The following is a 24356-nucleotide window of genomic DNA, read 5'->3' on the forward strand; positions in this document are numbered from 1 at the left end:
CCGCCGCAGCGCGGGCGGCAGCTCGGAACGTTTGTCGCGCGCGACGCCGTCGCTGTCCGGTCCGGCGTTGTCGAACCCAGCACTCACCGGCCCGCGACCTCCACGGCGATGCGCGCGACCGCGTCCGCGGCGTCGCGGTGGCCTGCGCCTGCCGCGGCGCGACCCATCTCGATCAGCCGTGCTGAGTCCATGAGCAGCGGGATCACCTCGTCGATCACGTATTTCGGGGTCAGCTCCGAATCGGGAACAATTCTGCCACCGCCCTTGCGGACGACGGGTGCGGCGTTGAACTCCTGCTCGCCGTTACCGTGCGGCAGCGGTACATAGAACGCGGGCAGCCCGACCGCCGACACCTCGGCGACGGTCATCGCGCCGGAACGGCACACGGTCGCGTCGGCGGCGGCCAGGGCCAGATCCATCCGGGAAAGATACGGCACCGCGACGTAGCGCGCGGGCCCATCACCCGGATCGACGGTCAAACTGTTCTTCGGCCCGTGCGCGTGCAGCACCGAGATGCCCGCGGCCAAAAGCTGTGGCGCGGCACCGGATATCGCCTCGTTGAGGCTGCGCGCACCCTGTGAACCGCCGGTGACCAGCAGCACCGGGCCGTCGGCCGGTAGGCCGAAATGCGCGCGGGCCTCCGCGCGCAGGGCCGGGCGGTCGAGCGAGGTGATGGATTCGCGCACCGGAATGCCGATCACCTCGGCCCGCGGCAATCCCGAATCCGGTACCGCGGCAAGCACTCTGGCGGCCCGCCTGGCACCGATCCTGTTGGCGATACCCGCCTTCGCATTGGCCTCGTGCACGATCACCGGCACCCGGCGCCTGCGGCCGAGCACACCGGCGCCCGCGGCCAGGTACGCGGGCAGTGCGACGTATCCGCCGAATCCGATGATCACATCGGCCTGTACGGCGTCGAGCACCGCGCGGGTGCGGGCCACCGACGCGCGCACCCGGCCGGGCAGGCGCAGCAGGTCGGCGGTCGGCTTGCGGGGCAACGGAACCGGCGGAATCAGCTCCAGCGGATATCCGCGCTCCGGAATGATCTTGGTCTCCAGTCCCCGCTGGGTGCCGAGCGCGGTCACCCGGATCGCGGGGTCCAGCTTGCGCAGCGCGTCGGCGACGGCGAGCGCGGGTTCGATATGACCCGCGGTACCACCGCCCGCGACGATCACCGACAGAGTCGGCCGGGTCGGCTCGGCGGCGCTGCCCTCTCGCGCTCCGGTACCGCGGTCACTCACCTGGATCTACCCCGTTCTCTCGCATGTGGCATCGGATAGTTCGGCTCCCATGCCCTGGTCGCCCGGGCCGAACTGGTGCCCCGGCTCTCCGGAACCCGGCGGCCCGGCTCCGGGCCACGCTCGATTCTCCTCGACGGTAGCGCCGCCTGCCGCGCGCGCTGCGACGCGGCCGCCCGCGCCCTGGCGTTGGCGGCCTTGGCATTCGAGTTGGCCCTGGCCTTCGCCGCCGAGCGGGCCCGGGCCGCATCGGCCCGGGCGGGCGAATATACCTCGGGTTTCGGCAATCTCAGCAATCGGCTGACCCGGCCGTCCTGACCCGCGTGCAGCGCGGCCACCGCCTCCGGTTCGTGCCGGGCGGCATTGGCGATGATGCCGAACATGAGCAGCGTGATGGCCAGCGAGGAGCCACCCGCCGACACCAGCGGCAGCTGCAGGCCGGTCACCGGGAGCAGGTTCACCACGTACCCGATATTGATCAGCGCCTGGCCGGTGATCCAGGTGGTCGCGGTGGCGGTGAGCAACCGCAGGAACGGATCCACCGAGCGGCTGGCGATCCGCAGACCGGTGTATACGAACAGCGCGAACAGTCCGAGCACCACCGCGCAGCCGAGGAAGCCGAGCTCCTCGCCGATGATGGCGAAGATGAAGTCGTTGTGCGCGTTGGGCAGATAGCTCCACTTGGCCCGGCTCTGACCGAGGCCGCGGCCGAGGATCCCGCCGTCGGCCAGTGAGTAAAGCGCCTGGCGCGCTTGGTAATTGATGCCCTGCGGATCGTCACCCGGATTGAAGAACGCGCGCATGCGGTCGGATCGGTATCCGGCCGAGAGCGCGAGCACGCCCGCGGCGATGAAACCGGAGGCCGCGATGGTCACGAACAACCGAACCGGCAGCCCGCCGAACCACAGCAGCGCCGAAAGCACGATGCCGAGCGCGATGGTGGTGGACAGATTGGGCTGCCACATGACGAGCACACACACCAGCAGACCCGCGGGCACCAGCGGCACCAGGATCTCGCGCAGGCTCGCCTGCTCGGACCGGCGCGAGGCGAGCAGATGCGCACCCCACACCACCAGCGCCACCTTCACGATCTCCGACGGCTGCACCGATATCGGGCCGAGCACGAACCAGCGCCGCGCACCCTGCACCTTGGTGCCGATGCCCGGGATCAGCACCAGCACCAGCGCGAGCACCGACATCGCGAACACCGGAAAAGACCACTGCCGCAACCGTTTCAGCGACACCCGCAACGCCAGGTAGAAGAGTACGCACCCGATCGCCGCGAACATGGCCTGTTGGAGGAACAGCGAATACGCCGATTCACCCTCGTGCACCGCCTCGACGCTGGACGCCGAAAGCACCATCACCAGACCGAGCACGGTGAGCAGGGTCGCGATGGTGACGACCAGATGGAAGGACGCCAGCGGCCGCGCCAGCCAAGCCCCGAACCGAGTACCCACCTGCCGCTTCCGCCGCTCCGTCATAGCCGCCGCCCGATGTCACCGTCTTCCAAAGCGTCGACCGCGGCGGCGAAGCTGCGCCCGCGATGCGTGTAATCGGCGAACATATCCAACGACGCGGCCGCGGGGGCCAGCAGCACGGTGTCACCGCGCCGGGCGAACCCGGCCGCGACCTTGACGGCTCGGGCCATGACGGCATCGGCCTTGTCGGCAGTCGAGTCACGCATCAGTGCATCGTCTCCCGAGTCGACCTCGACGACGGGGACCTCGGGCGCGTGTCGCGCCAACGCGGCGGCGATCACCGGCGCGTCGGCCCCGATCAGCACCGCGGCGACCAAGCGTTCGGCGACCTCTTCGATCAAATCCTCGATGCTCGCGCCCTTCAACTGCCCGCCCGCCAACCACACCACCTGCTGGTGCGCCAGGATCGCCGAGCGCGCGGCATGCGGGTTGGTGGCCTTGGAGTCGTCGATGAATTCGACGCCGGCCACCTCGCGCACGAACGCCGACCGGTGCGGGCCGACCTTGTGCTCGATCAAACCCTCGCGCACGAACTGCGGCGCGACATCGATTGCCCTGGTGAGCGCGGCGGCGGCCAGCGCGTCGGCCACACCGGCGGGACCCTGCGGGCTGATATCGCCCGCCTCGGCGAGGATCGCGGCCTTGGTGAAGGCGCGGTCCAGCAGCTTTCCGTCCACGACGCCCAATTCGCCGTCGGCGGGGACGCCGACCCGGAAGCCGACGGTCCGTCGCGCCTTCGAGCGGCGGGCCAGCGAGGCGGCCACCGGATCGTCGAGGCCGACGACGCCGATGCGGCCCGTCAACGCCCTGGCCTTCGCGGCGGCGTAGGCGTCGAGGCTGCCGTGCCAGTCGAGGTGGTCCTCGGCCACGTTCAACACGACGCCCGCCTCGGGCCGCACCGAAGGGGCCCAATGCAATTGGAACGACGACAGCTCCACCGCGAGCACCTGCGGGCCCGGATTGCGGCGCAGCGCGTCCAGGATCGGCAGCCCGATATTGCCGCACGCGACGCTGGCGATACCGGCCGCGCGCAGGATCGAATGCACCATCGAGGTGGTGGTGGTCTTACCGTTGGTTCCGGTCACCACCAGCCACTTGCGCACCGGGCCGTAGATCCTGGCCTGGTCGACCCACCAGGCGAATTCGACATCGCCCCACACCGGGGTGCCCTCGGCGACCGCGGCGGCCAGCACCGGCGAATCCGGCCGCCAGCCGGGGCTGGTGATGACCAGCGCGAACCGGCTCCAATCGGTGGATTCCAGCGACACCGAGGTGGCCACGTCCAAACCGAGACCGGCGGCCTCGGACAGCGCGGCCGCACCCGCGTCGGTGACCACCGGGCGCGCGCCGATATCGCGCAGCGGTTCGATCAGCGACCGACCGGATACGCCCCAGCCCGCGACGAGAACGTCACGGCCGCGCAGGAATTCGAGCATGGGCCCCGGTGATCGCAGGGCCCTCGGAGAATGTTCGACCATCGTTATGCTTCACCCGACCGCGGAAAGGTATTGGCTGTAGAACAGGCCGAGCCCGACCGCAGACGCGATCCCGGCCAACAGCCAGAACCGGATGATCACGGTCGTCTCCGCCCACTTGCTGAGTTCGAAGTGATGATGGAACGGCGCCATCTTGAACAACCGGTTGCGGGTGGTGCGGAATACCACCACCTGCAACACCACCGACGCCGCCTCGGCGACGAACAGCGCGCCGATCACGATCATCAGCAGTTCGGTCCGGCTGGTGATGGACAGTCCGGCCAGCAGACCGCCCAACGCGAGCGAACCGGTATCGCCCATGAAGATCTTGGCCGGGGCCGCGTTCCACCATAGGAACCCGACGCAGGCCGCCGCGCCCGCCGCGCAGACCAGCGCCAGGTCCAGCGGGTCGCGCACGTTGTAGCAGCCGGCCTCCGGCTTGGTGGAGCAGGCGTGGTAGTACTGCCAGAACGTGATGATCACGTAGCCGCCGAGCACCAGGCTCATCGAGCCCGCGGCCAAACCGTCCAGGCCGTCGGTCAGGTTCACCGCGTTGGACCAGGCCACCACCACGAAGCAGACGAAGCACAGGAAGATGATCACGCCCATCGACACCGTGGTGATATCGCGGACGTAGGACAGGTGCTGGCTCGCGGGCGTCAAACCGTTCTCGCCGCGGAATCGCAGTGCCAGCACGCCGAATACGACGGCCGCACTCAACTGCCCGAGGTATTTGCCCGCCGCGGTGAGGCCCAGATTGCGCTGCTTGCGGATCTTGATGAAATCGTCGACGAAGCCGACGGCACCGAGGAAGGTCGCCAGGCCGAGTACCAGCAGGGCCGATGCGGACGGTCCCTCGGCGTGATAGCCGATGCCGATCAGGTGCGAGCCCAGATATCCGGCCCACATGCCGATCACGATGGCGACGCCGCCCATGGTCGGCGTGCCGCGCTTGGCCTGGTGCGAGGCCGGGCCGTCCACCCGGATCTCTTGTCCGAAGCCCTGTTTGGCGAACATCTTGATCAGCAGGGGCGTGAGCAGGATCGAGACGGCGAGCGCGATGGCCGCCGCGAACAGGATCTGCCTCATTTAACCGCCTCTCCACCGGTCAGATGTTCGGCGACCTCCCAGAGGCCGACCGACTTGGATGCCTTGACCAGCACCACGTCACCCGGCTCGACGGAGGCGTCGAGCAGCGCGATGGCCGCGCCGATATCGGGGACGAGGACCGATTCCTCGCCCCATGAGCCTTCCATCACCGCTCCCTGGTGCATCGCGCGGGACGGCCTTCCGGTGCCGACGACGACGAGCCGGTCCACGTCCAGCCGCACGGCCAGCCGTCCGATCCGATCGTGTTCGATGACGGATTCCTCGCCCAGTTCGGCCATTTCGCCGAGCACCGCCCAGCTCCGGCGCGGCGCCGCACCCGCCCGCGACATGGTGACCAGCGCCTTGAGCGCCGCGCGCACCGAATCCGGATTCGCGTTGTACGAGTCGTTGACGACGGTGACGCCGGATGCGGTGGTGCGCACATCCATCCGCCGTTCCGAGACCGCGTGCGCGCCGGACAGCGCCGTCGCGATGGTCTCCAGATCCGCGCCGCATTCCATGGCGACCGCGGCGGCCGACAGCGCGTTGCCCACCTGATGTTCGCCGTGCACGGCCAACCGGATTCCGATGCTGCCCTTGGGGGTGTGCATGGTGAATTCGGCGCGCGCCTCGGCGTCGAGACGGATATCGGTGGCCCGGATCTCGGCGCCGGCGGCCTGGCCGACCGTCACCACCCTGGCGCGGGTCCGCTCGGCCATCGCGGCCACCTGCGGGTCGTCGGCGTTGAGCACGGCCAGCCCGGACGACGGAAGTGCTTCCACCAGTTCGCCTTTGGTCTTGGCGATGGCCTCGCGGCTGCCGAACTCGCCTAGGTGCGCGGTGCCGACGTTGAGCACGACGCCGATGCCCGGCGGCACCACCCGGCTCAGCGCGGCGATGTGGCCGGGGCCGCGGGCCGAGAGCTCCAACACCAGGAATCGGGTATCGGCGTTGGCGCGCAACGCCGTCCACGGATGCCCCAGCTCGTTGTTGAACGAACCGGGCGGCGCGACCACCGGCCCGAGCGGCGAGAGCACCGCGGCGAGCAGATCCTTGGTCGAGGTCTTACCGGACGAACCGGTGACCCCGACCACCGTGAGACCGCCCGCGGCGGTGAGCCTTTCGACGCTGACCCGGGCCAGGGTGGCCAGGGCGGCGAGCACCGCGGCGCCGGAACCGTCCGAATCACCGGCCAGCGCAACGGAACTCGCGGGCACCGCACCCGGATTCGGGGCGACCACGATGGCGGGCACGCCCACCGGCCTGGCCGCGAGCACCGCGACCGCACCCGCCGCGACGGCGGCCCGCGCGTAATCGTGGCCGTCCGCCTTCGCACCGGGCAACGCCAGGAACAGATCACCGGAACCGATTCGGCGCGAATCGAATTCGACCGCGCCCGGCACCGTCACCTCCGGGTCGGGGACGTCGTGCAGCGTGCCGCCGACGACCTCCGCGATCTCCCGCAGTGTCATCTCGATCATGAAACCGTCAAGTCCTTCGTGTCCGACCCCTGCGGACCCTGTTCTAGTGACTGATTGGACTCCCCCGGATGGGTGGTCTGGCCCGGCTGGGTGGTCCGGCCGAGTCGCCGGTCGATGGCGGCGGCGAGCACGTCGCGATCGTCGAACGGATGCTTCACGCCCCGGATCTCCTGCCCCGGCTCGTGGCCCTTGCCCGCGATGAGGACCGCGTCGCCGGGCCCGGCCCACTCGACGGCGGCGGCGATGGCGGCCGCCCGGTCGCCGAGCTCGCGCACCTCGGCCCGATCGGCGGCCGGAACCTGTTGCGCGCCTTCGCGTACCGCGGCCCGGATGACCGCGGGATCCTCGCCGCGCGGATTGTCGTCGGTGACGATCAGCAGTTCGGTACCGGTCGCCGCGGCCGCGCCCATCAGCGCCCGCTTGCCCGCGTCCCGGTCGCCGCCCGCGCCGACCACGACGGCGAGCCGCCCGGCGGTGTCGGCGGCGAGGTGTTCGCGCAGCGTCGCGATCACCGATTCCAGCGCGGCTGGTTTGTGCGCGTAGTCGACGATGGCCAGGAAGTCCTGCCCGCGTTCCACCCGCTGCATCCGGCCCGGCACGTCGACGTGGGCCAGCGCGGACGCGGCGGTCGCCGGATCCACGCCGGCCGCGGCGCAGACCGCCACCGCGAGCAGACCGTTCGCGACGTTGTAGCGGCCCGGCAGCCGAAGGCGAACGGGCACCGTGCCGTTCGGGCCCGCGGCGGTGAATTCCTGTGCGCCGCCGTGCGCCTCGATCGGCCCGGAGACGCTCCAAACACCGGAACCGTTGGTGGACACCGTGATCGGCCGTTCCAGCGACTCAGCGAGGCGCACGCCCCACTCGTCGTCGACGCAGATCACCGCGGTGCGCGCGGCGATCGGCGAATCCGCCTCGAACAGTTTGCGTTTGGCGGCGAAGTAGTCCTCGAAATCGGCATGGAAATCCAGGTGGTCCTGGGACAGGTTGGTGAACGCGCCCACCGCGAACCGCACCCCGTCCACCCGGCCCAGCGCCAGCGCGTGACTGGACACCTCCATCACCACCGCGTCGACGCCCTGTTCGACCATCACCGCGAACATCGCGTGCAACTGCGGCGCTTCCGGTGTGGTGAGCGCGCTCGGCACCCGCTGCCCGCCGATCCGGGTCTCGATGGTGCCGATCAGCGCGGTGGCGAGTCCGGCGGCCGCGAGCCCGGCCTCCACCAGATAGGAGGTGGTGGTCTTGCCGGAGGTGCCGGTGATGCCGATGATGCGCAGCCGGTCCGACGGGCGGCCGAAGATCGTGGCGGACAGCTCGCCGAGCACCGCGCGCGGGTCGTCGACCACCAGCACCGGAACGGGCAATTCGCCCGCCAGCTCGGCCCCGGCCGGATCGGTCAGCACCGCGACGGCGCCCCGCTCGACCGCGTCCCGCGCGTACGCCGCGCCATGTGCCCGCGCGCCCGGCATGGCCGCGAACAGGTCGCCGGGCAGCACCGCGTCCGATCGCTGCTCGATACCGGTCACCGAAACCGGTGCGGCGTCCGCCGCGCCGCGCATCCGCGCGGAGATGGCGGAGGCCAGCGTCGTCAGCGGGGTCGCGGGCGGATGCGCCGGGCGCAACGCACGCGATTGACCGAACTGCACAGAAACCAGGCTCCTCTCGGCGGCGGTGATCGAGGTGTCAGGTTACCGGCGCGGGCCCACTGCTCGACCACGCGGTCCCCGGCATCAATCCCGCACGCCCAACCCTACGATGGCGGTCGGCCGAGAGCGGGACCGCCACGCGGGGCGCCGGGGCGGGAGACGCAGGGGTGCCAGTGCCTGAAAACAATTCGGAAACGCGCTCATCCGGCCTGGAGGACGAATCGCTTCGACGGCGTCGGCGACGGTGGAACGCGGTCGCGCTGCAACGCCCAGGAGGCGATGTTGTGGAACAGGGGTGCGGCCGACTGGCCGCCGCTGCCGTCCGAACTGCGCACCGGATTGTCCATCATGAGACCGATGACGTACCGCGGGTTGTCGGCCGGGGCCATGCCCGCGAACGTGATGTAGAACGCCGAGGTCGAATAGCAGTGGCAGCTCGGATCGACCTTCTGCGCGGTACCGGTTTTCCCGGCGATCTGATAACCCTCGATCGCGGCGGGCCAACCCGTGCCGTTCTGGTTGGAGTTCATCGGATCTCGCTGGGTGACGGCCTGGAACATGGTGCGCAGCGTCGCGGCGGTCTGCGGGCTCACCACCCGCACACCCTCCGGCTGCTGTTCCTCGGTGCGGGTGCCGTCGGGCGCCGTCTTGGCCTTCACGATCCGCGGCGGGATGCGCACGCCGTCGTTGGCGATGGCCTGATACATCCCGGCCATCTGCAGGGTGGTCAGCGAAAACCCTTGTCCGATGGGCAGGTTCGCGAAGGTGCCGCCGGACCACTGCCCGCGCGGCGGCACCACGCCCGCGCTCTCACCGGGCAGGCCGACACCGGTGCGCTGGCCGAGGCCGAAGCGGTGCAGCATATCGGCGAACCGCTCCTCGCCGACCCGCTGCGCCAGCATCAGCGTGCCGACATTGGACGACTTACCGAAGATACCGGTGGTGGTGTACGGCGCGGTGCCGTGCGGCCACGCGTCGTGCACGGTGACACCCGACATCTGGATCTCACCCGGAACCTGAAGCACCTCATCGGGATTCGTGAGCCCGTATTCGATGGAGGCCGCTGCCGTGACGATCTTGTTCACCGAACCCGGCTCGAAGACCTCCTGCACCGCCGGATTGCCCATATCGGCCGCCGCCCAATCCTTCGGCGGCAGTGACGGATTGAACGTATTGTCGTTCGCCATGGCCAGCACCTGCGCGGTCTTGGCGTCGAGAACGACCGCCGAAACACCGTTGGCCCCGGATAATTCCTTCGCCTGCTGCACCTGCTGCTGGACGTAGTACTGCAGGTCCGAGTCCAGGGTCAGCTCGACACCGGATCCGTTGACGGCCAACTGCCGGTCGCGCCAGCTGCCGGGAATCACGGCGCCGTCGGAGCCGCGGTCATAGGTCAGCGAGCCGTCGGTGCCCGCGAGCGTCGAATCCAGCGAGGCCTCCAGACCGATTTGACCGTGACCGTCCCAGCCGGTCGTGCCGATGACATTGGCCGCGAGTGAACCGCCGGGATGCTCCCGCTGGTAATGGGTGTCGGCGCCGACCTCCGGGAAGTCGGCGCGAATATCCGCGGCGATCCTCGGCTCGACGTTCTGCGCCAGGCTGACGAACTGTTTGTCGCTGCGCAGCTTGGTCAGCAGATCCGACTCCGACGGACCCGATTTACCGAGCTTGTCGTGCACACCCTTCGCGATGGCCTTCAGCCGCTCGTCCGGATCGGGCGCCTTGTCGCTCTTCTCCTTCGCGGCCGCGAGCTGCTTGCGGACCGCGACCGGCAGGAAGGTCAGCTCCTTCGCGGCGATCGAGAAGGCGAGCGATTTGCCATTGCGGTCGGTGATCGGACCACGGGTCGCGTAATCGGGCTCGCGTGTGGTGCGCTGGCTGGCCGCCTGTGCGGATAGGGACGGCGCGGAAATGCTTTGGATCCACAGCAATTGGAGCGCGACGACGAGCAGGGCGACCAGCATCACGATGCGGCCGAAGCCGAGCCGAAGCCGCAGCGGGCGCTCCGGGGCGGCCTGACTCGCGGACGCTCTCGGCTTCCTGGACGGCGCGGGCCCGCGTCGCTGCTGCGGCGCGGGCCTGCTCTGCCTGCGTGTGGACGTCTGTCTGGTCACTGCGGCGTACCCCCGGTGGGCTGCGGGTTCGGAAGCACTTCCGGCTGCGGGGTTTCCGCGGGCACGGGCGGCGGAGCCGGATTCGGCGGTGGCGCCTGATTCGCCGGTTGAGCGGGATTGGCCGGAGGCTGAGGCGGATTGGCCGGGGGCTGAGCGGGATTCGGCGATGGGGCCGGATTCGCGGCCTGTTCCGGAGCCGAATTCGGCGGCGGAGGCGCCGGACTCGCGGGCGGTTGGGCCGGATTGACCGGTGCTGCTGCCGGATTCGCCGGTGCCGGGCCGGGTTGAACACCCGGTACCGCAGCGGCATTCGCGGCGGGGTCGGCGGGCTGCGCGGGGGCGGGCGTCGGCGGCTTCGTGGTCGTCGGCACCGGAACCACCCGTTCGCCGCGCGCCTGCGCGTTGCCCGCCTGCGGCCCGGCGGGCTCGCTCGGCGAGACGTTCAGCGGCGGCACCGGTGTGCCCTGTGCGGGCGCCGGCTTGCCGATCACGGTGATCGAGCCGTCGGGGCCGACCACCAGCCGGGCCGGATCCTTCGCCGGGATCATGCCCAGTTCCCTTGCCCTGGCGGCCAATTCGGGTGCGGAATCGGCGGCCTCCACCTCACGCTGCAATGCGGCCCGCTCATCGGCGAGCGTGCGGTTGGTCTGTCTGGCGTCGCTCAGCTGATAGCTGTCCTCGGCGGCCCTGGTGGTGAGCAGCAGTGTCAACGCGAGTCCGCAGCCGAGCAGCGCGATGATCGCCGCGACGAACGGGATCCGCCCCGCCGTCATCTCCGCCATCTTGCGCGATGGCAGTACCGGCGCATCCGACCGCTGTTCCGCCCGGCTCCGGCGGCGGGCGTAGGCCCGTTGTGCCGCACCGGATTTCACTCGCTCGGCATCCTGCGCACGCCGGGCGACCCGACCCGGCGCGGCCACCGCGCGCGTCCGCATGCTCATCCTCTCCCCTCCTGCTGTGTCTGCGCGGGACATCCGCATCCACCTGAGCCGATATGCGAGATCATCGGCTCACCTCCACCCGCTCGGCGGCGCGCATACGTACCGGCGCCGCGCGCGGGTTCTCCTCGATCTCCGCCTCCGTCGCCTTCTCCGCGCCGCGGGTCAGCATCCGGAATTCCGGTCCCATACCGGGCAATTCGACCGGCAGGCCGGCCGGTGTCCTGGATGCCGACCGCGTCGCCAGCTCCTGTTTGACCACCCGGTCCTCCAGCGACTGATAGGACATGACCACGATCCGCCCGCCGACGCGCAGCGCGTCCAGCGCCGCGGGCAGCGCGGCCCGCAGCGAGTCGAGTTCGCCGTTGACCTCCACCCGCAGTGCCTGAAAGGTCCGTTTGGCCGGATGTCCGCCGGTGCGCCTGGCCGCGGCGGGGATGGTGTCGTAGAGCAGCTCCACCAGTTCGGCGCTGGTGGTGAAGGGTTTGCGGGCGCGCCTGCGCAGTACTTCGCTGGCGATCTTGCCCGCGAACCGTTCCTCCCCATAGGTTTTCAGCACCCGGGCCAGGTCGCCGTGGCTGTAGGTATTGAGCACGTCGGCGGCCGTCGGCCCGGTGGTCGGATCCATCCGCATATCGAGCGGCGCGTCCACCGAGTAGGCGAAGCCCCGGTCGGCCTCGTCCAGCTGCATCGAGGACACACCGAGATCCATCAGAATTCCCGACACCGCACCTTTCGCGGGCAGCCCGGCCTCGCCGAGCGCCGCGGCTATGCCGTCATATCTGGTGTGCACCAACGTGATTCGGTCGGCATACGGTGCGAGCCTGGCCCGCGCCAGCTCCAGCGCCGACGTATCGCGGTCCAGACCGACCAGGCGTAGGTGCGGATAGGTGCGCAAAAAATATTCGGCGTGTCCGCCGAGTCCGAGTGTGGCGTCGAGGTAGACCGCGCCGGGTTCGCTCAGCGCGGGGCCGAGCAGCGCGTCGGCTCGGGTGAGTAGCACCGGAACATGGCGGGGGCCGGGCTGCTCATGATTCACCTCGACCTCCCGGATCCACGCTTGCTAGCGGTCGCCTTGTCAGACTTAAGCTTTCGAAAGCCGATCGAATGGCGAGTGCCGCGTGGTCTCTGACCGAATACGGCACCTGGCGTCGGGGAAGTACGTCAGGGTCCGCGTCCGGGCAGAGGCCGCGTGGCACTCGCCTCGCTCGGGGCTAGAAGATTCCGCCCAGCGACTCGTCTCTCGCTTGCGCGTAATCCTCCTCATGCTCGGCGAGGTAGGACTCCCACGCCTGCTTATCCCATATTTCGAGGTAGTCGACCGCACCGATCACCACGCAATCCCTGCTCAGGTTGGCGTAGCGCCGATGGTCGGGCGACAAGGTGATCCGGCCTTGGGTATCCGGACGCTGCTCATCGGTTCCGGCCGCGAGTGCGCGGACGAACGCACGCGCCTGTGGGTTGCTTCGAGACGCCGCCGCTGCCCGCCGGGCGAGCGCGGTGAACTCCTCTTTCGGATACACGGCAAGGCTGTGGTCTTGACTCTTCGTGACCATCAACCCTCCCGCCAGATCGTCTCGAAACTTCGCAGGCAACGTCAGTCGCCCTTTGTCGTCCAACTTCGGTGTGTAGGTACCGAGAAACACCCCGGAACCTCCCTACTGGATCACCTCAGCTGGTACGGCCTCTCCTGTAGTGCGCGCTCCACATTACCCCACTTTCCCCCACTTTCAATCGAAACCACGGGTGATCTGGCTCCCCGCGTCCGCAATTTCCCAGGTCATCCCAGCTATCACGGGGTGGGAGAACTTTTTCCGTGTTCTGCCGACACGCGCGCCGCCTCGACACGATCGCCCGAAAACTGCCAGCAAACGGCCTGGTCGACCCCATTCGGCCGATCATGAAGGGTCCATGACGGAGGTTTGTGGGGCAATGTGGGGAGCGTTGGGAAGATCGCCCGGTAGGGGACCTGACAGACAAGCAAAAGCGGCGGCGCCGCACCGAAATTCGGTACGGCGCCGCCGTCGTGTATTGCCGTCGTCAGGCTACGGTCGGGTTATTCCTGTTCGAACCGCCGCCGGAAACGATCCTCCATGCGTTCGGAGAAACCACCGGACTTGCGCTGTCGCCCAGGCCCGCTCGATCCGCCACCGCTCGGCCCGCCGGACTGCGCGTCGCCTGAGCGGTTGCTCCGCGTCATACCCTTCGTGCTGCCGAGCAACAGCAGCACGCCCGCACCGAACATGACGATGAAACCGATCAGGCTGATGATCGGAAAGCCGCCGGGCTTCACTGGTGCGGCGATGCCGGCGACGAGTAGGAAAAGGCCGAGGACGAACAAGGCCGCGGCCTGGAGTCTGCGACGACTCGAGGTCGAACGAAGACGTCCGCCGCGGACGGACGAGGCGAACTTCGGATCCTCAGCATAGAGCGCGCTCTCGATCTGTTCGAGCATGCGCTGCTCGTGCTCGGAGAGTGGCACGGTACCTCCCCCGGCACTAGGACGTGGCTGTCGCCTCCGGGTAGACGACAGACGGCCGACTTTTCGGGCCATCTGCCACCAATGATACGAGTTCGATCAGAGCCGTACCACAAGAAGACACCTACTCGGTGATAACTAAGCGGTCATGCCGCCGGACAGACCGGGCGCCGGACGCAGGCGGGAGGCGGTGGCCAGCAGGTCTTCCACATCGTGGAGGAATGCGCCGACCCGCGAGGCGAACTCGTCGGCGGTGTGATCATCGACATGCCGGTCCAGCCCGGCCTCCAGTGCGGCCCGCAACTCCGAATGCGCGCTGAAATAGTCCGCCCACATGACGAATTCCGGTGCGGCGCGCTGCATCAGCACCCACGCGTTGCGCGAGCGCGCCCGCGGCGCCGCATCGGCGCCCGTGAACGCGAGCACCGCACCCGCACCGCGCAGCGCCGCGAGATACGCGGAGCGGAAACGCTCGCGCGGATCCCGCTCCCCCGCCGCCTGCATGAGCATGCCGTCGGCCCGCTCGAGCAGCTTGCTCGCGCGGCCGGGTTGCCCCGGATGACCGTTGCGACCAGACATCAGCCGTTCCTCCGCATTCGCCGCACCCCGGTCCCTTTGCGCCGCAATGCCGCACCGCGCGGACCGAACAGGTATTCGAACGTTTGAATTGAGCTTGAATATAGAGACGACCACCGACAAACTTCCGCGCCTGCGCGGCCGACGAGAGATATGACCGCCGTCAAGCCGAATCACACCCCAGCCCCAGCCGTCGTCGACCTCTCCGTCGCCGCCTTACGTTCCAGGTTGCACGACGCGCTGGCCGTCTATGTCGCGGCCATGGACTATCCGCGGGGTACCGAACAGCACCGCGCGCCGATGTGGACCGAACACACCACCCGTCCGGGATGGCAGGCGGTCGCGGCCGTCGTCCCCGACGACTCCGGGCGGATCGATCTGCGCAGGGCGCCGATCGTCGCCATCGCGTACGGGTACCGCGGCGCGCCGCATCAGTGGTGGCATCAGCAGGTACACAGCGGCATGCGCCGCTCCGGTTGGCCGGAACAGTCCGCGCGCGAACTACTTTCGGACTATTTCGAATTGACCGAACTACATGTGCATCCGGCCGCACAGGGTCGCGGCATCGGCGGAACGCTGTTGACCAAACTGCTGCGGGAGCGCCAGGAACGCGCGGTATTGCTTTCCACCCCGGAGGTGGACCGCGAGGACAATCGCGCGTGGCGGTTGTACCGGCGGGCCGGATTCGGTGATGTCATCCGGAATTTCGTATTCGCCGGGGATAACCGGCCGTTCGCCATTCTCGGGCGGCGGCTGCCGCTGGAGGCGGGATAGTGAGCGAGCCGAGCGCCAGCGAGGCGCAGTCGTGAGCGTGCTCGTCATCGGCTCCGGGCACAACGCGCTCGTCGCCGCTTGCTATTTGGCGCGTGCGGGCGAGCGGGTCGAGGTGCTGGAGCGCGATACGGTGCTCGGCGGTGCGGTGTCGACTGTCGAGCGGTTTCCGGGTCATCTGGTGGATCGCGGGTCGTCGGCGCATCTGATGATCCGGCACACCGGGATCATCGAGGAGCTCGAGCTCGCGAATTTCGGGTTGCGGTACATCGATTGCGACCCTTGGGGTTTCGCGCCGGGCACCGGTGACGCGGCGGCCATCGTCTTCCATCGTGACCTGGCCAGGACCTGTGCATCGATCGAGACCGCCTGCGGCGCGGCGGATGCCGACGCCTATCGCCGGTTCGTCGGGGTGTGGGGGCCACGCAGCGCCAGGGTGATGCGGGCGTTCGGTGGCGCACCGACCGGTGGGCATCTGCTGCGCTCGTTCTGGGGACTGGATCCGCGCAGCGCGGCGGGCGCGCGCGGGCGCGGCGACGGCGGCGCGCTTTCCCGTGAGTTCCTACAGTCCGGTGATGCGTTGCTGGACAGCTGGTTCCGGAGCGAACGCTTGAAGGCCGCGCTCGCCTGGTTCGGCGCGCAATCCGGCCCGCCGATGTCGGAGCCGGGCACCGCGCCGATGGTGGGTTTCGCGGCGCTGATGCACACCCTCCCGCCGGGCCGGGCGGTCGGCGGAAGCGGCACGCTCACAACGGCTCTCGTCGCGCGGCTGCGCGCGGACGGCGGCACGGTCACCGCGGGCGATGCGGTGACGGCGCTGCGGCGGGACGGCGAAGGCTGGCGGGTGACCACGGTGTCGGGCCGAAACCTGTTCGCGGACACGGTGATCGCGGGCGCACACATCCTGGCGACACTGGATATGTTGCGGGACGGCGGATTCGACGCGAACACACTCGACGACTGGCGGCGGCGGATCCGGATCGGCCCCGGCATCGGCATGGTGGTGCGCGCGGCGACCACCGAATTGCCCAGGTATCCGGGAAGTTCGCCGGACGAATCGGCACGCGGGCTGCAACTGCTCGTCGACGATCGGCGGCAGCTGCGGCTGGCGCACGGCGCGGCGCTGGCCGGGGAGTTGCCGCCGCGCCCGGTGGTGCTCGCGATGAGCTTCAGCGCGCTCGACCCGAGCATCGCCCCCGACGGGGAACATCAGCTCTCGCTGTGGGCGCAGTGGCATCCGTACCGGCTGGCCGACGGCGGCGACTGGGCCGGGCACGCCGAGCGGGAGGCGGACCGGATCGTCGCCGAGGTCGATTCGTACGCACCGGGTTTCGCGGATTCGGTACGGCAGCGGTTCGTGCAGACGCCGGTCGATCTGGAACGCGAACTCGGGCTGCGCGGCGGCAATGTGATGCATGTGGAGATGTCGCTGGATCAGATGATGCTGTGGCGGCCGCTGCCGGAGCTGGCCGGGCAGCGGGTGCCCGGTGCGCCGGGGCTGTATCTGACCGGGGCGTCGACGCATCCGGGTGGCGGGGTGTCCGGTGCGAGCGGGCGAACGGCGGCGCGATTGGTGCTGCGTGATCGACGCAAGGGCCGGATCCCGTTGTTGCGCAGGCGATGAGCGAGACATTCGGTTCCGACCGGTCCGGCCCGCCATCATCGACGGGCGGCGATCGGTCGGCGGCGGCCGAGCCGGAGCCGCTCCGGCCGAGATCGCTCGCCGGGGTCGCGCCGATCTTGCTTGCGGCGGCCTGGGTCGCGGCGCAGATCATGTACCCGCTGGCGCACGGGGCTGCCCGGGACCGAATCACCGTAATCGTGGTATTGCTTTCGGCGGCAACGGCTTTGGCACATGCCTGGGGCGTCCGCGGCATTCGTTATGCCGCAGGCCTGCTGACGATCGTTTCCGGACTCGGACTGCTGGCCGAAATACTCGGCACGGCAACCGGTTTCCCGTTCGGATGCTACGACTACGCGGTTGGGCGGATCGGCCCCGCGCTGGCCGGGGTGCCGCTGCTGGTGCCGCTGGCGTGGACCGGCGGGCTGTATCCGGTGTGGGTGGTGGCCGGGCTGCTGGCGCAGCGGCGGGCGGTCCGCATCGGGCTCACGGCGATCGGCGCGGTCGGGTGGGATCTGTTCCTGGATCCGCAGATGGTCGCGGACGGGCAGTGGACCTGGTGCGCGAGTGCGCCCGGGCTGCCGGGTATCGCGCAGATTCCGTACACAAACTATCTGGGCTGGTTGGCGGTCGCGCTGGTGATGGCCGGTTTGCTGAGCCTGCTCGAGCAGGTTTCGCCGCGTCCGGCCGGGACGCCGGGTGTGCCGGTCGCGGTATTCCTGTGGACCTGGCTCGGTTCGGCGCTCGCGCACGGCGCATTCCTCGGACTGCCGTATTCCGCCTGGTACGGCGGTATCGGGCTGGGCATCCTCGGGATTCCGCTGCTGTCGGCCGGAATCCGGCGCGGGCACGGCGGTGTCGTGTGGCAGTCCGGGCGACCGGCCTGGCACGATGTGAGCCGTGCAGCCGAGCCCTGATCTCACGACCATGCCCGATGCCCCGGTGAAACGGATGCCGCGCAGGCGCGTACGCGTCGCGGCGGCGCTGCTGCTCGCGGTATTGCTGGCACCCGTGCTCGCGGGCTGCCTGCGGGTGCAGGTGTCGATGGGCGTCTCCTCCAACGACCGGGTGTCCGGCCGGATCGTCGCCGCCGTGGTGCCCGCCAACCCCGATGACAAGGGCCCGCAGCTGAAGGCGCCCGACCCGATCGCGACGAAGGTCCGGGTGGAGAAGTACGCGCAGGACGGCTACGTGGGCAGTCAGGTGTTCTTCGAGGATCTGTCCTTCGGCGAGGTGCAGCAGCTGGGCGGGCTCTCCGATCAGACGCAGGGCATGTTCAACCTGCAATTCCAGCGCACCGGCGATCTGGTCAGCATGAACGGCCGGGTGGACCTGAAATCCGTTCCGCCGCAAGGGTCGGACGTGCAGTTCACCATCGCCTTCCCGGCCCGGGTGGCCAAGACCAACGGCAATCGCGACGACGATTCCACCGTGTCGTGGAAGCTGCCGCCCGGTGATGTGTCGACGCTGCGCGCCGAGGTGAGCTACGCCGACCCCAACACCCGCTCGTTTGCCGGATGGGCGGGCATCGTCGGCGGTATCACGCTCGCGGTCGCCGCCGTGGTCGCGGCGGTGGCCTATATGGATCGCAATCCCGCACCGCCGCAGGGTTATCCGAAGGTGCGGATCTCGCTGTCGCGGTGGTGGCGCGAGCGCGCCCGGCGCTGAGCGCCACCCGGTGATCGGCGCGGCCGTCCGGGCGGGCGCGGGCATCGCGCTCGCCGGTTGTGCGGTGGCACTTGGTAATCGGCTCGGCGTGCGGCGGTTGTCCGGTGCGGCGGCCGCCGTGATCGAACCCATCACCGTGTGCGTTCCGGCGCGCGACGAGGCGACCCGGCTGCCCGGCTTGATCGCCGATCTGCGCGCGCAGGTCGGCGTCGCGCGCATGCGGGTGCTGATCCTCGACGACGGGTCCACCGACGGCACCTCGGACGCCGCCGTCGCCGCCATCGGAGATGACGTGCGGTTCACCGTGATTCGCGCCGGCGGCGAGCCCCCACCCGGCTGGACCGGTAAGGCCGCGGCGTGCGCCCGGCTGGCCGCCGCGGCCGATACCTCGGTGCTGATTTTTCTGGACGCCGACGTCCGGCTGGCGCCCGGCGCCGTCGCGAGTGCGGCTGGCGCGTTGCGCCGCAGCGGCGCCGCGCTGATATCCCCTTGGCCCCGACAGGAATTCGGCTCCTTCAGCGAGGCGCTGGCGCAGCCGCTGCTGTGCTGGTCATGGGCGTCGACACTGCCCATCGCGCTCGCCAACCGGAGCTTACGACCCTCGACCGCAGTGGCCTGCGGGCAGTTCCTGGTGTTCGACGGCTCCGCCTATCGGTCCGTCGGCGGCCATGCCGTGGTGGCGGGCAGCCCGACCGAGGATCTGGATATCGCACGCGCACTGCGGCGTTCGGGCCTGCGCACCGAACTCGTCGCGGCCGGACGCTTGGCGCGCACCCGGATGTATCGCGGCGCGGCGGAAGTGGATGACGGGTACACGCGCTGGTTGTGGTCCGCCTACGGCGGAACGGCATTCGGCGGTATCGCCGTCGGATTTGTTGCCGCCCTTGCGTATTGGACACCGCCGCTGGCAATGCTGTTCGGGCGCGGCTCGGTGCGGCGCGCCGGAACCGTCGGCTACGCCGCGGCGGTGACGAGCCGAATCCTGGCCCGCACCACCGAATCCGCGGCCGCCCCCACCCGCGCCGACGTACTCGCCGCACTGGCGCATCCACTCTCGATCGCCGCCTATCTGCGGCTGTGGATCCGCTCCCGGCAAGCCCGTCGCCAGGGCCGGTTGCGCTGGAAGGGCCGTCAGCTCCCCTCCTGATCTCGCTATCCGCCCAATGCCGCCGATTCCCGTGCTGCGGCGATTACCGGCAGCGCCCTGGAACATCCCGGCACGGTCGAGATTCGCGGCGGATCAGCTCCTTCGGCACACCGCGAGATATTCGTGCTCCTCGTGCAGGAGCGCGCGCAGGCTCGGATGCGGACCCGGCGGCAGCACTCGGTCGCCGATCACGATCGCGGTCAGTGTCAAACCCGTTCCGCCGAGCAATAATTCGAAATCGGCGGGCGTGTAGCAGCGCAGCCGCTGACTGATCCTGCGCTCCGGATCGGCGGGCTCCCACCAGGTATCGGTGGCGGTGCAGGTGACCGGATCGAATTGCGTGAGCTCGCGCAGTTCGTGGCGGTAACCGGCGGCGGGATCCGGTTTCCGCTCCTCCTCGTCACCGTCCCAGGCGGCCCAAACGAACGGGTTGAACACATCGATAAGCGCTTTTCCGTTGGGGCGCAACCACTCCCCCGCAAGGCGTGCGAGCAGCCCGCGCTGGTCGGTGTCGGATCCGACACCGAAGCCGTTCCAGTAGCAGACGCTGTCGAACGGTCCGTCGAGATCGACGGTGTAGAAGTCGGCTTTGTGGATCGTCAGCGATCCAGGGCCCGGGGCGGAGGTGTCGGTGTGGTCGGCGCGGTCGCTGATCTCGATCGCGGTCACCGCGTATCCGGCCCGCGCCGTCGCCAGCGCGGTGGTGCCGTATCCGGATCCGAGTTCGAGGATCCGGCCCGATGCGGCGCCGTATTCGCGCAGAAGGCGGACGCGACGCAGGTCGCGATCGGTGATCCTGGCATCGGCCTCGGCCCACCAGTCGCCGGTTGTCGAGTAGAACTCGCGCACCCAATCCATATCGTCGAGCCAATCAGTAAAAAGCCGTTGGACCAACGGGTTTTCGATGCGGGCGAGGACGCTCGGCCGGCGATGGCGACTCCGGTGCAAATGGAGGACCACCGTCGGGGAGGCGACTCGCCGAGGGGTCGTGGCCGGTGACCCGATGCCGGAGGTCGTGGATATCATGGGCGAACTTTGGACTTCGCGGGAGGGGAAACAATGTCGACACCGGAGAATCCGGGCGGGATCGGATCCGATCCGAATGCCGCGCAGGCGGACCAGGGGCCGCCCGCGACGCCGCCGTGGGCGGGCGGCAACAACCAACCGCCGCAATCGATTCCGCAACCGCCCGCCCCCGCGGCCGGGAATTGGCCGGGTGCGCCCGGATATGGTCCGCAGGCGGCCGGATTCGGGCAGCCGGGTTACGGTCAGTTCCCGATGCCCGGCTATCCGCAGACGCCGGGGGCGGGTAAGCGGCCGATCGGTTGGATCGTCGCCACCGCGGTGGCGGTGGTCGTCGCCATCGGCGCGGTGGTGGTCGGAGTCGTGCTTTCGGCGCAGAGCTCGAGCAAACGCGATTCGGCGGACCGCGCGGCCGGCCAGTTGCGCGCGCGGGCCGCGGGTGAGGCTGCGGCACGCACCGCGACATGTGATTTCGCCACCACGATCAGCACATACGACTACACCAAGCTCGACGCGTATCTCGCCGCGGTGCAAAAGGCGACGACGGGTGAGTTCCGCCAGACGTTCGCGGACGCCGCCAAGGCGCTGCAGGACACGATGACGCAGGCCAAAACGAGCAGCACGCTCGCGGCGAAACACTGCGGTGTCGAATCGTTCGACGGTGATCGGGCAACCGTGCTGGTCAGCATCGCCCAGACGGTGACCAACGCGACCGGCGTGCAGCCGACGCAGCAGATCAACGCCATCGTCACGGTGGAGAAGCAGTCCGACGGCCGGTGGCTGGTGAGCAAGATGGATCAGCTGAACCAACCCCGCTGACGACGGTCACGGCACGGCGACCACGCCGACCGTCGGCAGGAAGAAGCACGGCACGCCGCCGTTGTCGACGGTGCCGAACATGGCCGCCAGGACGGTGCCGGAGCCGGTGTCGACCGGGACCGCTCGAACGCCGCCCGCGGGCAGGGCCGCGAAGAAGAAGTCGCGGACGGCGCGTTCGGCGGCGGGCCGAACGGTGGCGGGCACCGAGGCCGGGACCATGCCGCGGAAGATATCGGACAGCGGACCCATATCGGCGATGCCGCTGCGACCGTTGCCGAGGTTGATCCAGGCCACCCGCATCCCCTCCGGATGCGCGGAGTCGCGGCCGATGCCGTACGGCACGAAGGTGAAAAGGGTTTGGCCCGCCTTGGCCGCGGACAGGTCGAGGCCGGGCACGGTGAGCGTTGTCTTCGGCCACGGGCCGGGCATGGCGACGCCGACAGCCGGGGACATGCCGAGCACGCTGCCGCTGGTGCAGAAGGCGGCGGCGGTGGGATAGATGAACGGGTCCATGCCGAAGGCGCGCAGCCGGTCCATGGACGCCTGGTAGGCGGCCAGCAGATCGCCCGGCGCGGCCGCTTCCTGACGTGCATCCGGCACGACGGCCGGGTCCGCGGCGGCGCTGGGCAGCGCGATCAGCGGCGCGGCCAGCACGGCGGCAAGGGCGAGACAACGGCGCAACACGGTCACTGTTGAGCTCCTCATCGTCGGCGCGATCGAGGCACACCGTACCGCCGCCCGCGGTAGCCGGCCGCTATTACCGACGGCGCGTCGCCGCCCACAGAGTGGCCGAGCCTGCCACATCATCGGGCAGGCGTGTGGTCCGGACAAGGGCCAGATTCATCGTGATTCCTACCGTTGTCCGGGGGTTGCGTTGCCGCGCATCATCATTGGGCTCGACCCTGCCACCGTACCGGGGGTCGGTAAACCATCCAGAGCGATCGAGAGACCTGGCTCGCCGACGTCGCAGCAACCCCCCGGCTCACCGGGTGCGGGTGCTTCCGCCAGGAACGATGGAGGATCCGAATGACAGTGTCCGCCGCCCCCGCGCAATTGGGGGAATCCGACGGCAGACCCGAGGCGCCCGACCGGCCGGACGCGCCGACGGTCGCGCGCACCAGGCATCCGTGGCGCTGGGTCGGCAGCGCCGTCGCGCTGCTGCTGGTCGCCCAGTTCGCGCACGGCCTGATCACCAATCCCGGTTGGGACTGGCCGACTTTCGCGAAATACTTCACCGCCCGCTCGGTGCTGCTTGCGCTGAAGGTGACGCTGGAACTGACCGCGCTCGGCACGGTGCTCGGCTTCCTGCTGGGCATCGCGTTGGCGGTGGCCCGGCTCTCGGACAATCCGGTGCTGCGGGTGATCGCCTGGGTCTACGTCTGGGCGTTCCGGTCGATACCGCTGATCGTGCAGCTGCTGTTCTGGTTCAACATCGCCTACCTGTATCACCGGCTCTCGGTCGGAATCCCGTTCGGCCCTTCATTTTTCAGCTTCGAGGTGAACGGGGTGATCAGCGGGTTCAGCGCGGCGGTGCTCGGGTTGGCGCTGCATCAGGCCGCGTACTCGGCCGAGATCATCCGGGCCGGATTCCTCTCGGTCGACTCGGGCCAGCTGGAAGCCGCTGCGGCGCTCGGCCTTCCGCGCCTGCGCCAATTCCGCACCATCGTGCTGCCGCAGGCCATGCGCTCGGTCCTGCCGAATGCCGCGAACGAGGTGATCAGCCTGTTCAAGGGCACCTCGATCGTCTCGGTGATGGCCATCGCCGAACTCTTCTACCAGGTGCAGGTGATCTACGGGCGCAACGGGCGGGTGGTGCCGCTGCTCATGGTGGCCACCGTCTGGTACATCGTGCTCACCACGCTGCTGTCGATCGCGCAGTACTACATCGAGCGGCACTTCGCCAAGGGTGCGCACCGCACCCCGCCGCCGACGCCGCTGCAGCGGCTGCGGCGCAAATTCCAGGATATCGCCGCCATTTCGGCCGTGCCGCGCGGGGCGACCCGGTGACCGGCGCGCGGATACCCGCGGTCGAGGTGCGCGGAATCCACAAATCGTATGGGGCACACCAGGTTCTGCGCGGTATCGATCTCACGGTCCGCCCCGGTGAGGTGGTCGCGGTGATCGGGCCGTCCGGTTCGGGCAAGTCCACCCTCCTGCGGGTGCTCAACCACCTGGAGCCGCTGGACGCGGGCACCGTGCGCATCGACGGCGAACTGATCGGATACCGGCTGCGCGGCAACAAGTTACACGCGCTCTCCGATCGCGAGGTGCGCAGGCAGCGCTCCCGGATCGGGTTCGTCTTCCAGCAGTTCAACCTCTTCCCGCATCTCACCGCGCTCGAAAATGTCGCGCTGGCACCGATTTCCGCGCAGGGACGGCCGCGTGCCGAGGTCGAGGCGCAGGCCCGCGAACTGCTGGATCGGGTCGGCATCGGCGAATTGGCCGACGCCTACCCGCGCACGCTGTCCGGCGGGCAGCAGCAGCGGGTGGCCATCGCCAGGGCGCTCGCGCTGCGGCCGCCGGTAATCCTTTTCGACGAGCCGACTTCCGCGCTCGACCCGGAGCTGGTCGGCGAGGTGCTCGAGGTCATCCGCGGACTGGCCCATCACGGCACCGCGCTGGTGATCGTCACCCACGAGATCGGATTCGCCCGCGAGGTCGCCGACACGGTCGTCTTCCTCGACGACGGCGCGATCGTCGAGCAGGGCCCGCCCGATGCGGTGCTCGACCGCCCGGAACATCCACGCACCCAAGCCTTTTTGTCCCGTGTCCGCTGATCGATGAACAGGT

At 69.4% G+C, this 24356-nt stretch carries 22 protein-coding genes; 8 read left to right on the top strand and 14 right to left on the bottom strand.

Going from position 1 to position 24356, the window contains the following annotated elements:
- Positions 1-83: 83 nt before the first annotated feature.
- The 12 genes from murG to LGY53_RS22260 form a co-directional block, all read right to left on the bottom strand.
- The gene (gene murG / locus LGY53_RS22205; RefSeq protein WP_225728629.1) at positions 84-1241 is read right to left on the bottom strand and encodes an undecaprenyldiphospho-muramoylpentapeptide beta-N-acetylglucosaminyltransferase; all 1158 of its coding nucleotides are present in this window, start codon (positions 1239-1241) and stop codon (positions 84-86) included.
- Positions 1238-2722, bottom strand: coding sequence for a putative lipid II flippase FtsW (ftsW, locus tag LGY53_RS22210; RefSeq protein ID WP_225728630.1), 1485 nt, complete (start codon positions 2720-2722; stop codon positions 1238-1240). The genes murG and ftsW overlap by 4 nt, the downstream gene beginning before the upstream one ends.
- Positions 2719-4155 (bottom strand): UDP-N-acetylmuramoyl-L-alanine--D-glutamate ligase, encoded by a 1437-nt coding sequence (gene murD, locus LGY53_RS22215; RefSeq protein WP_225728882.1) that lies wholly within the window; start codon positions 4153-4155, stop codon positions 2719-2721. Before murD ends, ftsW begins: the two co-directional genes overlap by 4 nt.
- 51 nt (positions 4156-4206) lie before the next feature.
- Positions 4207-5283 (bottom strand): phospho-N-acetylmuramoyl-pentapeptide-transferase, encoded by a 1077-nt coding sequence (mraY, locus tag LGY53_RS22220; protein ID WP_225728631.1) that lies wholly within the window; start codon positions 5281-5283, stop codon positions 4207-4209.
- A complete protein-coding gene (murF, locus tag LGY53_RS22225) occupies positions 5280-6764 on the bottom strand; it encodes a UDP-N-acetylmuramoyl-tripeptide--D-alanyl-D-alanine ligase (RefSeq protein WP_225728632.1) in 1485 nt (494 codons plus the stop codon). The genes mraY and murF overlap by 4 nt, the downstream gene beginning before the upstream one ends.
- On the bottom strand, positions 6761-8323 hold the full coding sequence (locus tag LGY53_RS22230) for a UDP-N-acetylmuramoyl-L-alanyl-D-glutamate--2,6-diaminopimelate ligase (RefSeq protein ID WP_374111222.1): 1563 nt from the start codon (positions 8321-8323) through the stop codon (positions 6761-6763). Before LGY53_RS22230 ends, murF begins: the two co-directional genes overlap by 4 nt.
- A 287-nt stretch (positions 8324-8610) precedes the next feature.
- Positions 8611-10374 (bottom strand): penicillin-binding protein 2, encoded by a 1764-nt coding sequence (locus LGY53_RS22235; protein WP_225728883.1) that lies wholly within the window; start codon positions 10372-10374, stop codon positions 8611-8613.
- Positions 10375-10520: 146 nt separating this feature from the next.
- Positions 10521-11465 carry a hypothetical protein gene (locus LGY53_RS22240; protein ID WP_225728903.1) on the bottom strand — a complete coding sequence of 315 codons (945 nt, stop codon included), beginning with the start codon at positions 11463-11465 and terminating at the stop codon, positions 10521-10523.
- 61 nt (positions 11466-11526) lie between these two features.
- Positions 11527-12501: a 16S rRNA (cytosine(1402)-N(4))-methyltransferase RsmH gene (gene rsmH, locus LGY53_RS22245; protein ID WP_225728634.1), complete on the bottom strand. Its 975-nt coding sequence runs from the start codon at positions 12499-12501 to the stop codon at positions 11527-11529.
- Positions 12502-12676: 175 nt separating this feature from the next.
- Positions 12677-13108: a division/cell wall cluster transcriptional repressor MraZ gene (gene mraZ, locus LGY53_RS22250; RefSeq protein ID WP_167473840.1), complete on the bottom strand. Its 432-nt coding sequence runs from the start codon at positions 13106-13108 to the stop codon at positions 12677-12679.
- A 410-nt stretch (positions 13109-13518) separates the two neighbouring features.
- A complete protein-coding gene (locus tag LGY53_RS22255) occupies positions 13519-13944 on the bottom strand; it encodes a DUF3040 domain-containing protein (RefSeq protein ID WP_225728635.1) in 426 nt (141 codons plus the stop codon).
- A 135-nt stretch (positions 13945-14079) separates the two neighbouring features.
- On the bottom strand, positions 14080-14520 hold the full coding sequence (locus LGY53_RS22260; RefSeq protein ID WP_225728636.1) for an SAV_6107 family HEPN domain-containing protein: 441 nt from the start codon (positions 14518-14520) through the stop codon (positions 14080-14082).
- Between the two features lie 150 nt (positions 14521-14670).
- Between LGY53_RS22260 and LGY53_RS22265 the strand changes: the two genes are divergently transcribed.
- The 5 genes from LGY53_RS22265 to LGY53_RS22285 are packed head-to-tail and all read left to right on the top strand — an operon-like array spanning position 14671 to position 19724.
- A complete protein-coding gene (locus LGY53_RS22265; RefSeq protein WP_167473837.1) occupies positions 14671-15291 on the top strand; it encodes an N-acetyltransferase in 621 nt (206 codons plus the stop codon).
- 31 nt (positions 15292-15322) lie between these two features.
- A complete protein-coding gene (locus LGY53_RS22270) occupies positions 15323-16912 on the top strand; it encodes an NAD(P)/FAD-dependent oxidoreductase (RefSeq protein ID WP_225728637.1) in 1590 nt (529 codons plus the stop codon).
- Positions 16909-17826 (top strand): carotenoid biosynthesis protein, encoded by a 918-nt coding sequence (locus LGY53_RS22275; RefSeq protein WP_374111217.1) that lies wholly within the window; start codon positions 16909-16911, stop codon positions 17824-17826. The genes LGY53_RS22270 and LGY53_RS22275 overlap by 4 nt, the downstream gene beginning before the upstream one ends.
- 34 nt (positions 17827-17860) lie before the next feature.
- Entirely contained in the window at positions 17861-18577 is a 717-nt protein-coding gene (locus tag LGY53_RS22280) for a DUF3153 domain-containing protein (protein WP_225728885.1), read from the top strand.
- Between the two features lie 13 nt (positions 18578-18590).
- Positions 18591-19724, top strand: a complete 1134-nt coding sequence (locus LGY53_RS22285; RefSeq protein ID WP_225728886.1) for a glycosyltransferase family 2 protein — start codon at positions 18591-18593, stop codon at positions 19722-19724.
- Positions 19725-19817: 93 nt separating this feature from the next.
- Here LGY53_RS22285 and LGY53_RS22290 read toward each other — a convergent pair whose 3' ends face one another.
- The gene (locus LGY53_RS22290; protein ID WP_225728638.1) at positions 19818-20582 is read right to left on the bottom strand and encodes a bifunctional 2-polyprenyl-6-hydroxyphenol methylase/3-demethylubiquinol 3-O-methyltransferase UbiG; all 765 of its coding nucleotides are present in this window, start codon (positions 20580-20582) and stop codon (positions 19818-19820) included.
- Positions 20583-20783: 201 nt separating this feature from the next.
- Between LGY53_RS22290 and LGY53_RS22295 the strand changes: the two genes are divergently transcribed.
- On the top strand, positions 20784-21566 hold the full coding sequence (locus LGY53_RS22295) for a VirB8/TrbF family protein (RefSeq protein ID WP_225728639.1): 783 nt from the start codon (positions 20784-20786) through the stop codon (positions 21564-21566).
- A gap of 6 nt (positions 21567-21572) precedes the next feature.
- Here LGY53_RS22295 and LGY53_RS22300 read toward each other — a convergent pair whose 3' ends face one another.
- A complete protein-coding gene (locus LGY53_RS22300; protein ID WP_225728640.1) occupies positions 21573-22256 on the bottom strand; it encodes a hypothetical protein in 684 nt (227 codons plus the stop codon).
- A 336-nt stretch (positions 22257-22592) separates the two neighbouring features.
- Between LGY53_RS22300 and LGY53_RS22305 the strand changes: the two genes are divergently transcribed.
- Together LGY53_RS22305 and LGY53_RS22310 are read left to right on the top strand one after the other, a co-directional pair.
- Positions 22593-23573, top strand: a complete 981-nt coding sequence (locus tag LGY53_RS22305) for an amino acid ABC transporter permease (RefSeq protein WP_225728641.1) — start codon at positions 22593-22595, stop codon at positions 23571-23573.
- Positions 23570-24343 (top strand): amino acid ABC transporter ATP-binding protein, encoded by a 774-nt coding sequence (locus LGY53_RS22310; RefSeq protein ID WP_308102959.1) that lies wholly within the window; start codon positions 23570-23572, stop codon positions 24341-24343. Before LGY53_RS22305 ends, LGY53_RS22310 begins: the two co-directional genes overlap by 4 nt.
- Positions 24344-24356 lie beyond the last annotated feature (13 nt).

The sequence above is a fragment of the Nocardia sp. JCM 34519.1 genome (assembly GCF_020361265.1).
Taxonomy (GTDB): domain Bacteria; phylum Actinomycetota; class Actinomycetes; order Mycobacteriales; family Mycobacteriaceae; genus Nocardia; species Nocardia arthritidis_A.